Source organism: Bellilinea sp. (assembly GCF_034432615.1).
Taxonomy (GTDB): domain Bacteria; phylum Chloroflexota; class Anaerolineae; order Anaerolineales; family Anaerolineaceae; genus Bellilinea.
Genome location: NZ_DAOUBL010000231.1, coordinates 1 through 10755 on the forward strand (window position 1 = coordinate 1; position 10755 = coordinate 10755).

Annotated in this window: 13 protein-coding genes; all 13 read right to left on the reverse strand. The window is 55.8% G+C overall.

The window, feature by feature from the left end:
* On the reverse strand, positions 1 to 936 hold a 936-nt coding region (locus tag VAE48_RS10060), incomplete at its 3' end, for a sodium ion-translocating decarboxylase subunit beta (protein ID WP_322793193.1).
* Between the two features lie 14 nt (positions 937 to 950).
* Entirely contained in the window at positions 951 to 1403 is a 453-nt protein-coding gene (locus VAE48_RS10065; protein WP_322793194.1) for a biotin/lipoyl-containing protein, read from the reverse strand.
* Complete coding sequence (locus VAE48_RS10070; RefSeq protein WP_322793195.1) at positions 1400 to 1783, reverse strand: OadG family protein; 384 nt, start codon at positions 1781 to 1783, stop codon at positions 1400 to 1402. The genes VAE48_RS10065 and VAE48_RS10070 overlap by 4 nt, the downstream gene beginning before the upstream one ends.
* A 32-nt stretch (positions 1784 to 1815) precedes the next feature.
* On the reverse strand, positions 1816 to 3366 hold the full coding sequence (locus VAE48_RS10075; protein WP_322793196.1) for an acyl-CoA carboxylase subunit beta: 1551 nt from the start codon (positions 3364 to 3366) through the stop codon (positions 1816 to 1818).
* A 226-nt stretch (positions 3367 to 3592) separates the two neighbouring features.
* On the reverse strand, positions 3593 to 5167 hold the full coding sequence (locus tag VAE48_RS10080) for a DUF4173 domain-containing protein (protein WP_322793197.1): 1575 nt from the start codon (positions 5165 to 5167) through the stop codon (positions 3593 to 3595).
* Positions 5168 to 5354: 187 nt separating this feature from the next.
* On the reverse strand, positions 5355 to 5495 hold the full coding sequence (locus tag VAE48_RS10085; protein WP_322793198.1) for a hypothetical protein: 141 nt from the start codon (positions 5493 to 5495) through the stop codon (positions 5355 to 5357).
* A 227-nt stretch (positions 5496 to 5722) separates the two neighbouring features.
* A complete protein-coding gene (locus VAE48_RS10090; protein ID WP_322793199.1) occupies positions 5723 to 6028 on the reverse strand; it encodes an FmdB family zinc ribbon protein in 306 nt (101 codons plus the stop codon).
* 109 nt (positions 6029 to 6137) lie between these two features.
* Complete coding sequence (locus VAE48_RS10095; RefSeq protein ID WP_322793200.1) at positions 6138 to 7076, reverse strand: DsbA family protein; 939 nt, start codon at positions 7074 to 7076, stop codon at positions 6138 to 6140.
* 2 nt (positions 7077 to 7078) lie between these two features.
* Positions 7079 to 8290 (reverse strand): aminotransferase class V-fold PLP-dependent enzyme, encoded by a 1212-nt coding sequence (locus tag VAE48_RS10100; protein WP_322793201.1) that lies wholly within the window; start codon positions 8288 to 8290, stop codon positions 7079 to 7081.
* A gap of 112 nt (positions 8291 to 8402) precedes the next feature.
* Positions 8403 to 8870 carry a divergent PAP2 family protein gene (locus VAE48_RS10105; RefSeq protein WP_322793202.1) on the reverse strand — a complete coding sequence of 156 codons (468 nt, stop codon included), beginning with the start codon at positions 8868 to 8870 and terminating at the stop codon, positions 8403 to 8405.
* Complete coding sequence (gene xseB / locus VAE48_RS10110; RefSeq protein WP_322793203.1) at positions 8867 to 9106, reverse strand: exodeoxyribonuclease VII small subunit; 240 nt, start codon at positions 9104 to 9106, stop codon at positions 8867 to 8869. The genes VAE48_RS10105 and xseB overlap by 4 nt, the downstream gene beginning before the upstream one ends.
* Positions 9096 to 10349, reverse strand: coding sequence for an exodeoxyribonuclease VII large subunit (xseA, locus tag VAE48_RS10115; RefSeq protein ID WP_322793204.1), 1254 nt, complete (start codon positions 10347 to 10349; stop codon positions 9096 to 9098). The genes xseB and xseA overlap by 11 nt, the downstream gene beginning before the upstream one ends.
* Positions 10350 to 10460: 111 nt before the next feature.
* Positions 10461 to 10755 (reverse strand): helix-turn-helix domain-containing protein (locus tag VAE48_RS10120; protein WP_322793205.1); only part of this gene is annotated, 295 nt, incomplete at its 5' end.

Sequence of the window (10755 nt, forward strand, 5' to 3'; positions counted from 1 at the left end):
CGGGTTGATCTTGCCGCCAGTAAGGAATGACATGAACTTGCCAAACATCAAGCCGGCAACCGTATCCACCACAAAGGCCAGAAAGCCCAAACCGAGAATCATCAGAGTTTGCACATTCAGAAAACTGCTGGCGGTCATGGTCGAGCCAATCGTCAACCCAAGGAATAGCGTAGTGATGTTGATGATCTCGTTCTGAGCGGCTTTGCTCAGGCGGTCCACCACACCGCTTTCTTTGAGCAGATTACCCAGCATCAGGGTGGCGATGAGCGGGGCGGCATCCGGGGCCATCAGGCTGATGACGACGGTGACGATGATGGGGAAGGCGATCACGACCGTATCCGAAACGGGGCGGGCAGCATATTCCATGCGGATGCGGCGTTCTTTGCGGGTGGTGAGCAGCTTCATCACCGGAATCTGAATGATGGGGATGAGGCTCATGTAGGAATAGGCTGCCACGGTAACCGGCGCCAGAATTTCGGGGGCCAGTTTGGTGGTCACAAAAATGGCGGTTGGGCCGTCAATGGCGCCAATGGAGCCGATGGAAGCGGCCTGATTGAGCGGAAAGCCCAACAGGATGGCCAGCAGCAGAGTAGCGTAGATACCGAACTGGCCGGCGGCCCCCAGCAGGGCCATGCGCGGCATGGCCAGCAGGGGGCGGAAGTCAATCATTGCCCCGACACCGATGAAAATCAGCAGCGGGAACAACTCGGTTTTGATGCCGGCCTCATACAGCGCTTTGAACATGCCGTGATCGTTGGACATGCCCAGATTGGCGAGGATACAGCCAAAGCCAATGGGCAGCAGCAAGACCGGTTCAAACTCTTTGACGATAGCCAGTATGATCAACACCAGCCCGGCGGCGATCATCACCGCATTACCCCACGTGAAGGCGGTAATGCCTTTGGAAATTTCGACTAGCAGTTCGCTAAAGTCCATATTGTCCGCCTCCGTCAGTCGGCGTATTCCAGCAATGGCTGCCCGTGTCGGACAGAATCGCCCTCTTTGACATACACAGCGGCGATTTTGCCATCCCGCGTGGCACGAATGGCGTTTTTCATTTTCATGGCTTCAATGGTGAGCAATTCCTGCCCAAATTTGACTTCCGAACCTTCCTTGACGAGAACAGCGACTACCGTTCCCGGCAGGGGCGCCGAAAGGGCTTTGCTGGCGTTGACCGGTGCGGCAGGTGCAGCCGGGCGGCTGACCGCTGCCGGGGCTGCCACAGCCGGGGCGGGAGCAGGGGTGGGGGCCGGCGCTGCTGCCGCGCGAACGACCGGCTGAGCGGCTTCTTCAGGGTAGACCTCAAAGGTTTCACCATCCACCGTTGCCAGAATTGGGCGGGCGTTCAAATCGGCAATTTCCACTTCAAAAGTTTGGTCTTTGATTTTTACATTCAGTTTCATCGCACAGAACTCCGGGTTTTTCGAGAGGTGATTTGAGCGTTGAGGGCAAACTGATTGCCGCGGCGGGCTGCCTGCCAGGCGCTGATAGCCCCTCCGGCGGGTGGGGCAATGCGTAACGCCGAACGCTGCACGGCCAGGGCCGCGGCAACTGCTGCCGCGGCAGCGCGTGCGCGGAGAGCCTGCCGTTCATCAGCGGGTGGTTCAGCTGTTGTTACAACTTCCGGCCCTTCGGCAAGGATTTCTTCTTCCTCTTCTTTGCGGCCTTTAATGGGCAGACTGGCAATCAGATTGATCAGTCCCCACAGGAAGATGAGTGCCAGAAAAACCAGCCCCATCCCAATGGCGGTCATTAATAAACCTTGCGAAAGTAATTCGGACATGGATCGCGCTCCTCTTTAAATCCGTTTACCGGCTAGAGCGGGATATTGCCATGCTTGCGGGCCGGGGTGGAGGTGGCTTTTTCACGCAGGGCTGTCAGTGCGGCAATCACCCGCATGCGGGTTTCGCGCGGTTCGATGACATCATCCACAAAGCCATCGGCTGCGGCTGCATACGGGTTGAGGAATTTCTTGCGGTATTCTTCCACAATTTTCTTGCGCTCGGCGGCCGGGTCTTCGGCTTCCTGAATTTGTTTGCGGTAGAGAATGTTGGCCGCACCCTCGGGGCCCATCACGGCAATCTCGGCGCTCGGCCAGGCAAAGGAGATGTCGGCCCCCATCACTTTGGAGGACATGACGATGTAAGCGCCGCCGTAGGCTTTGCGGGTGATGATTTGAATCTTGGGTACTGTGGCGTTGGAATAGGAATACAGCACCTTGGCCCCGTGGCGGATCACGCCGCGGTGTTCCTGATCCACCCCGGGCAGGAAGCCGGGCGAATCGCAGAAGGTGACCAGCGGGATGTTGAACGAATCGCAGAACTGGACGAAGCGGGCAATTTTATCGGCCGAATCAATGTCCATTGAACCTGCCATGAAAGCCGGCTCCTGGGCGACGATACCGACCGTGTAGCCGCCCATGCGCGCCAGACCGATGATGGCGTTGCGGGCAAACGGGGCCTGTAATTCAATGAAGGTGCCGTTGTCCACAATTTTCTCGATGACTTCGTGCATGTTGTAAGGCTCGGATGGGTCGAGCGGGACGACGGAATTGAGCGAATCGTCCATGCGGTTGGGGTCATCGCCGGTATCCACAAAGGGCGGATTTTCGACGTTGTTGGAAGGCAGGTAACTGAGCACCCTGCGCGCCATGGCGATGGCTTCCACATCCGATTGGGTCTTGATATGCGCTGTGCCGCTGATGCCCAGATGCACATCGGCGCCGCCCAGACTCTCGGTATCTACGACTTCACCGGTAACCGATTTGATCACCTCCGGGCCGGTCAGGAACATGAAGGACTGCTTTTCAACCATGATGATCATATCGGTGACGGCGGGAGAGTAAGCCGCCCCACCGGCACACGGTCCCAGCACCAGGCTGATTTGGGGGATAACCCCGGAATACCAGGCGTTGCGCTGGAAGATTTGGGCATAACCGTACAGGCTGCGCACGCCCTCGTTGATGCGCGCACCGCCGGAGTCGATCAGACCGATGACCGGCGCGCCGGCAGCAGCGGCCATGTCCATGATGGCGGCAATCTTTTTGCCCTGAGTTTCACCCAGCGAGCCGCCCATGACGGTAAAGTCCTGAGCATAGACATAAATGGTGCGTCCGTCCACTGTGCCGTAACCGGTAATCACACCATCGCCGGGGTATTTTTCGGTCATACCCAGGTCATCGCTGCGATGGGTGGCATACAGCCCGATTTCATGGAAAGAACCGGGGTCAAGAAGTTGCTCGATGCGCTCGCGGGCGGTCAGTTTGCCTTTAGCTTTGTGCTTGGCAATGCGCTCTTCACCGCCGGCCAGCCGCGCCTTCTGGCGCATTTCGCGTAATTCAACAATTCGGGGATCTTCTTCAGGCATAAGGCATCCTCGCTTTTTGGGGGTTTGGGATAATTTGGAAAACAGAAAGTGGGAAGTCTGCGGCTTCCCATGCAGCAGGCATGACCTGCCAGTACACCTATGATTGTAGTAAAAAAGGGAGTGTCTTTATATCGTAAAATATACCATTAATTGCCTGATTTTCATCCCCTTTTTTGGTCAAATGTCAGATAACTGACAATTTTTCCAACATAAAAACTCCTCCCCGTTAATCCCATCGTTCGGCATATCCGCAGTAGCGGTGTTGTCCGTCCACAAGGACGTAACTGCCGTATGAATCCACTTCGACAGGGTACTTCTGCCATAATCCGGCATGGCTACCCAACAGATTATCGGCCCGGTTTTGGCTGAGGTTGAAGGATTGCCAGGGCGGATTGGATGGGCTTGATTGGGCAGCCCGGCAGGCCAGACCAATTAAAATTTCCTGCCGCGCCGAAGCAGGCAAACCGGCTTGATTGACCTGCCGGATAAGTTCTGGCACGGCATCGGCAGAGAGCATTTGCAGGTAATCTCCATCCAGGTCCTGACCATTTATGGCGCGCTGGATATTCTGGCGCGCAATCCAGCTGTCCACATTCCAGAACCCGAGCAGTAAACCAAATCCCAACCCAAAAATGACCAAGAACAAACCAACCCGCCGCATTTGATTGCTGAACAGTAATCCTAAAATGGTCAACAACAGCAAGCCGAGCCACGGGATGAACAAATAAGTATAGGTGCGCAGGCGGGTAAACCCGTAGGCCTGTTCGTACAAAATCAAGCGCTGCAAAGCCGAAGCCAGAATGACCAGTACCATCCCGATCAGCAGGCCATTGAGCAGGATGAAACTGCGCTGGCGGATGGGCGTTTCGCGGCGGGTGATGGTGTGCAGGGTTAAAACCAGACCCAGACTGATCAGGGCGACCCAGACCAACTCGCCGAAACCGCGCCGGGCATACTCTGCGTAGGTGAAACCGGCTTCATGAATATTGACCTGCCCGCCAAACAGATAGCGGAATTGCAGGATGACAAAGAAAGCAAATAAGGCATTGACACTGCCCAGCACAATGCTACTTTCCGTCCAGCCTAAAAACGGGGAAAGAAACGGGGTTTCTCTCTCGGATGGGCGGATTTCCTGTCTGGGTAGAACGGCATGCAGGAGCACACCGCAAAAGACAACTGTCAACACCAGCACATAAAAAAGACGAAAGAGTGTTTCGGGCAGTTTGTCCAGCCGCAAAGCCTGCAAGACCGATTCTATCCGCTGGGCAAATACCAGGTCGGCGGAAGCCAGCAGCAGTGCCAGCAGACCAACGATTGGGAGTGCCAACAGCAAGCCGCGCAGCACAGCCCGTCCCTGCTGCAGATGAACGGCATATTGTCCACTGGCTGGATGGTTTTCGCCGGGGTTTGGCTGCTGGAAGGGGCGGGTCAAAGCGGCAAAAATCAGTACCGCTACTGCGCGGATGTAATCCCACAGGGTAAAGTGCAGCCAGTTGCCGTTGCGCAGGGTGGCGGCCCAGATCATCAATCCCAGCAATGCCAGCAGAATTCCCAAAGCCTGGCTAAACGGCTCGGCACGTAAAAAGGGTTGAACCGCCAGCCCGAGGATGATTATGCCCAGCAAGATGTTTGCTCGCGCCGGGCGGTTGCCGGCGCTAAACGCCAAGAACATGGCGCTGCCTAACGCCAGCGCCGACCAGATGAAAAACGAAATCCCAACCGGTTTTCCCCAGAAGAGGATATCTACCCCACTGCCCAACACAAAGGCGGCTATCCAATAGGGTGTGGTTGATTTTGGCATGGTCTGTTTCCCTTCGGTTTTTGAATTTGCATTCGGGAAAGCGATTCCCCCCTGAATTTGCAGGGTAAAGAGAATCCGACCACAGCCGGTTCAAGGCATTTCCAAAGTGGATTTTTGCTGTTCCCGAATTGACTCGAAAAGGCCGTTCCGATGGGAAAGAATCAGCCGGGGAGCGGAGAGAACCGAATTAGAGGGTGGACACCACCGACAGCACCATTGCCAGAATGATCATCAATGAGAGAATGATGAACACCAGCCGCTGCAAGCGGGTAGCACGCTGCTCTGGCGATTCACGCGGGGTGGATTTTTTCTTGATTTCTTTCGACATGCTTTTCCTCCAACAACCGTTTTGATTGTAACGGTTTTTCTCCTGCACCGCAAGTCGCGCGCCGGCAGGGTGCGGCTGGCTTCCCATCCGAAGCGATCCTGCTCATCATAGGCACAGCGACCTTTCAAAAACTCTCATTGAGGTATCAAAACCTCTCGCGCCAATAAAAAAGCCCGGAAGAACCGGGCAATCAGGACGCCCCCGCCCCAAAGGCAATACCTGCCCTGTTATGAGGTTGTAGATGAACTGCTGGAAGAGCCGGATTTCTCCGATGAGGTTGAGGATGTGCTGGATTCGCCGGACGATTTGTTTTCGTTGTGGCCGTTCGATGAGGCGCGGGTTTGTCCGGAGGGCGAGCGGTGATCGGTTGCGTAGAAGCCGGAACCCTTGAAGACGATGCCCACCGGGGTGTACACCTTGCGCAGCGATTTCTTGCCGCATTCCGGGCACCACGCCAGCGGTGGTTCGCTGAACTTTTGATTGCGTTCGAATTGAACCCCACAATTTTCACACCGATAGGTATAGACCGGCATACGACTTACTCCCTCATACAACAACTTGCAACTTGAATAACGACCTCTTATTGTAAACCCGTTTCGTTAATTTTACATTAGAAAACGGTTTCAACATATCAAAATTTTATCAGCGTGCCCAGTAAAGCAAACCGTTCAAAGCGATGGCATACACGCGCGGCGGTTTCGGGCCAATCAACACCTCGTTTTGGATGAAAACGGTGGGTGTGCCGAAGAAACCGGTTTTGACCACTTCGTTCAACAGCTTTTTGACCGTCCACTCGGTTTGCGAGTCACTGGCGCAAAAGGCAATCGTTTCCGGATTGTAGCCTGTTTCAGCCAAAGTCTGACGGATGAAGGACTCATCTTCGATTTGACTGCGTTCGGCGGTGAAGAAGGTATCCACCAGCGACCAGTATTTTTGCGCGTCCTGCCGATAGGCACAGTAGCCGATTTTGGCGAGATAATCGCTGCTCTCTTTGACGGGGTAATAGAGGAACGTGAAACTGGCCCCGCTTTTTTCGGCCAGTTGACGCACTACCGGATAAGCCTTGCGGGAGTATTCGCAACCATACGAGCCGATGAAGACAATCCTCTTTTCCCCATTTTCGTTCATTACCGGAAAGCCGCTGAGGTTAACACCTTTGAGCGAAACCGGATCTTCACCCGGCAGTACCACCGGACAACTTTCACCCACATTGGAAATCTGATTGGATTGACCGGTGGGGTCAAACACACAAAATCCGCTCTGGTTCAAACCGTTGCACGAGCCGGTGACGTAGAAGAGATAGACGCCGCGCACTGCGAAGAAGGTGCTCCCCAAAAAAAGCAGAATGAAAATCCAAGAGAGCGGTTCAAAAAAGCGGTTGAGAATGCGGGCGCCGGTTTCGGTTTTTGTGATGACAAACCCAAGAATTTTGGCCTTCATTTTTTCATCGAAACCGGTGTTGCAGGGGCGCAGCGTCACCCGGCGCAGTACACAATCCAGCGCTTCGCGCGCCAGCGAACGGTTCTCGGCGCTGAATACACTCAGGATGGAAAGGATGACAAACGAAACAACGCAGAACATAGTTACAGTACCTTGCGGATCTTAATCAGCGCATCCACCAGCGCGCGGGCTTCGTCCAGCGTATTGTAGAAATACACCGAAGCGCGCACCGAACCGGCAATACCGCGAGCATTAAACCACGAATGAACACAATGTTGACCGGAACGCACGGCAATGCCCGCCATTTGATCCAGCATCAGCGCAATGCGGTGATGGTCCACGCCGGGGATGAAAAACGAAACGATCCCGCTGCGCAGACGGGCATCGGCCGGGCCGATGATTTGCAGCCCCGGCACGCTTTTTAATGCCTCACTGAGGTACTGGTTGAGGGTGACTTCGTGTTTTTCGATGGCTTCCAGCCCAACTTGCTGCAGGTAGCGGATGGCTGCTCCCATGCCGATGATACCGGCGTAATCCTGCAAGCCGGCTTCAAATTTTTCCGGCGGCGGCAGAAACTGGCAGTCTTCGTAAGTGGAGGATGCTACCGTATCTCCTCCCACCAAAAAGGGCTGCATCTCTTCCAACAGGCGGTATTTGCCATATAAAATTCCGATTCCCGATGGAGCAAGCATTTTATGTCCCGAAAAGGCTACCCAATCGGCGTCCAACCGGCGCACATCCATGCGCTGGTGAGGGGCGGTCTGGGCAGCGTCCAGCAGCACCCGTGCGCCGTGTTTGTGTGCCAGCCGCACCACTTCTTCAGCCGGAATGCTGACACCGTCGAGGTTGGAGGTGTAACCCATGGCTACCAGCCGAACACCGCTCTGCAAAGCCTGCTGGTAGGCGGAGAGGTTGAAGGTGTTATCCGAATTGGAGGGGACAAATTTCAGGCACACTCCATGGCGTTTGGCCAGCATCTGCCACGGAATCAGGTTGGAATTGTGCTCTTTGTCGGTCAGCAGAACGACATCGCCCGTTTTCCAGTCCAGCGCATTGGCAACCAGATTGATGGCTTCGGTGGTATTGCGGGTGAAGATAATCTCTTCCTTGCGGCTGGCGTGCAGGAATTTGGCGACCTGCTGGCGGGCTTCATCCACCTGCCGGCTGACTTCATTGGCTAAACGGTGCATGCTGCGCCCGGCACAGGCGGGGGATTCTTCGTAATAATGTTGAACAGCCTGAATCACTGCCAGCGGACGAAGACTCTGGCAGGCGTTATCCAGATAAATCAGCGGTTTGCGCCCGCTTTGGGCGTTGAGTATGGGAAAGTCCTGTCGGATTTTTTCGATGTTCATCGTTTCGCTGCCAATAAAAGAATCTTCTCCGAAATCCGTACCATTATACTCCACTTCTCCCTTGTTTCTGCCAGTGGATTAAGTCCCCCTGTTGGATGGACAAAGGACACATTCAGGGATTGACCGGCGGCCACAGCCCGTAAACGATCAGCGCGATCAGCGTTCCCAGCACGATCCCGCCAATCACCTGACGGGGGGTGTGCCCCAGAACTTCTTTCAGCCTTTCCTGCGAAATGGGGTGTCCGCTGAACAATTCCTCGAATAACAGGTTGATCTTTTGGGCATGATAACCGGCCTGCCGGCGCACCCCGGCAGCATCGTAAACCACAATCATCGAAACGGCGAATGCCAGCGCAAAAAGCGGGGAATCAAAACCGTAATACAGGCCAATCGAAAGGGTGGTGGCTACCATCAGCGAGGAGTGTGAACTGGGCATGCCGCCGCTGCTGAACCAGAGCGCCCAGTTCCAGCGCCGCTTGGTCAGGTATTCAATCGGCACTTTCAGGAACTGGCCTAAAAACCAGGCCAGAATGGCGGTGATAAAGACGCGGTTGTTGACCAGATCTTCCCACACGGTCATTCCTCTTGTTCTTCTTCCACCAAACCGTAATCGCTGCCGCTCAACTGGCGAACCCGCAACTCGGCCTGATCCAGCAGGGCGGCACAGCGCTGAACCAGCGCCTGTCCCCGCTCGTACAGTTGCAAAGCCTCTTCCAGCGAGGGCTGCTCGTTTTCAAGGGTTTGAATAATCCCTTCCAGTTCTGCAAAAGCCTGTTCGTAAGACATCTGATCGGCAGGGATGGTTTCAGCGCTCATCGGTTGCTCCTCCTTCGGGCGGGTAGAGGTGAATTTGACGGGCAGAGGCATCCACGCGGCCGTCTTTCAGGCGAATGGTCAGATCATCGCCAATTTGGATCTGATGTACACTATGGGCCACCTGGCCATTGCGGTCATATACCACGGCATAACCGCGCTGTAACACGGCCAGCGGATTGAGGGCATTCAGGCGGTGCTGCCAGCCGGTCAGTTGGGTGCGTTGCAATTGAATGGCGGCCAGCAGGGCGCGTTCTGCCCGCCCAATCAGGGAATCCAGCTGCTGGCGGTCGTTATCAATCCGGCGGCGCGGTGAAAGCAATGCCAGCCGGCGGGCGCGTTCGGCAAGGTGACGGTGTTCGGTGTGAATTTTACTCTGCATCCAACCCCTTAACCGGCTGGCGCGCTCGTTCAGCTGCAGGCGCAGGTCGTACATATCCGGCGTGATCAGTTCAGCGGCGGCGGTTGGGGTGGGGGCGCGTACGTCGGCGGCAAAATCGGCCAGCGTGAAATCCGTTTCGTGTCCGATGCCGGTCACCACCGGCACAGGGGAAGCGGCAATCGTCCGTACGACCTCTTCATCATTAAAAGCCCACAGGTCTTCCAGTGAACCTCCGCCGCGCGCCACCAGAATGGCGTCCAGTTCGGGCAGGCGGTAAAGACGTTTGAGCGCGGCTACCAGCGCGGCGGGGGCTTCTTCACCCTGAACAGCCGCCGGCGAAAGCACAACCTCCACCAGCGGGTAGCGGCGGCGCAGGGTGTTGAGCATGTCCTGCAAGGCTGCACCGGTAGGTGAAGTGACCAGACCGATCCGCTGGGGGTGGGCCGGTAAGGGGCGTTTGCGACTTTCATCAAAAAGTCCTTCGGCTTCGAGACGGGCTTTCAGCCGCATAAATTCCTGAAACAACCAGCCTTCGCCGGCCGGTCGCAGCGTATCTACATACAACTGGTACTGGCCGTCGCGCTCATACAGGCTGATGTAGCCGTGGGCTTCTACGGCCTGTCCGTTGGTCAGGTCAAAACGCAATCGCCCGGCGTTCATTCGCCAGATGACACAGCGCAGCGAAGCGGAGGCATCCTTAAGCGTGAAATACACATGCCCGGAAGTTGGGCGGGAGAGGTTGGAAACCTCCCCACGCACCCAGATATCCTGTAAAATTTCATCGCTTTCCAACAACTGGCGCAAATAGCGCGTCAGTTCACTGACGGACAGTGCCGGGAAAAGAAAGGGGAGCGGTTGTTCCATTGGGTTTTATGAAGCGCAGATAGCGGTCAATTGGATTGCTGGTCGGGTTTTGACCTTGTGCCGAAATGACGTTATTTAGATTTTACCAAGAAACGGCAGAGGAACAACCGGTTAGCCCTTGCGGCTTCTCCATTCCCGCCCGCCCATTTTCCAGACAGCCTGGATTGTGCTGCTCACTCCCAGCCGCTGGCGGATGCCTGCCAGATGCAGAAATACCGTGCGGCGCGAAAGTCCCAGCTGCGCGGCAATTTGTTTGGCGGTGAGTCCTTCGGTTAATAATTGCAGGACGACCTGCTGACGGGGGGTCAGCGGAGGACAGGCGGCGCAGGGTTTTGGGCCGGTTTCGCTTTTGCTGCCTGGAATGACCAGCAGTAAATCTTCGCCCAGCGGTAAGGCCTGCCAGGCG